Below are 751 nucleotides of genomic sequence, written 5' to 3'. Positions count from 1 at the left end.
GGCCACCAACCGTCGAGGGGCCACCAAACGGTGCTCAGCCGAGCCGACCCTCCGTGGCCAGCACCGCGTCACCGAGCCGCAGCACCGCGTCGGCCGGCACCGGCAGCACCGGCGTGAGCCGCAGACCGAACCACGTCTGGCCGTCCCACTTCCGGAACCGCGCCAAGGTGCGGATCGGCTCCTTCGAGGTCCGCAGGCTGTCCCGGTCGATGGTCGTCATGACGCACCGGTCGCACACCATCGTGCGGCGAAACGGCACGGTCCCGATGGTCACGGCCTCCCAGACGTCCTCCGCGAACGCGACGCCACCGTCCACGACGACGTTCGGCCGGAAACGGTCGTGCCCGATCGCCTCCGCACCACTCTCGGCCAGCCACTCGTTGAGCCGACCCAGTGAGGCGTCCGTCGTCAGCAGCAGGGGCGCCGCGTCGGAGAGCGAGTTGACGTCCCCGGGGCGGCCGCCGAGCTCGGCACGGATCGGACGTCGCGACTCGTCGTCCTGCCACACGAGCCGGACCGGCCGGCCCAGGCGGGCCGAGAGCCAGTCACTGACCTCCCAGGCGGCAGGTCGGGCAGTGCCCTGGCCGCTGTGGCTCACCGCGAGGGGTGCGGCCGCCCGAGGTGGCTCGGCCTCGACCGCCTCACCGGTTCGGTCCGTCACACGCACCGCACCGTTCGGCAGCGGGTGCGCCGTCAGCCCGAGCAGGGCATGAGCCTCACGCGCCGTGACCTTCTCGCCCGAGGGGTCGAC

General features: G+C 73.0%; 1 protein-coding gene. It reads right to left on the bottom strand.

Annotated features, from left to right (window positions below):
- Positions 1–34 precede the first annotated feature (34 nt).
- Positions 35–751 (bottom strand): MOSC domain-containing protein (locus N864_RS22810; RefSeq protein WP_034722987.1); only part of this gene is annotated, 717 nt, incomplete at its 5' end.

The organism is Intrasporangium chromatireducens Q5-1, from assembly GCF_000576575.1.
Classification (GTDB): Bacteria; Actinomycetota; Actinomycetes; order Actinomycetales; family Dermatophilaceae; genus Intrasporangium_A; species Intrasporangium_A chromatireducens.
Note: the sequence above shows the minus strand (reverse complement) of the source record. Positions and strands in the feature narration are given on the sequence as shown.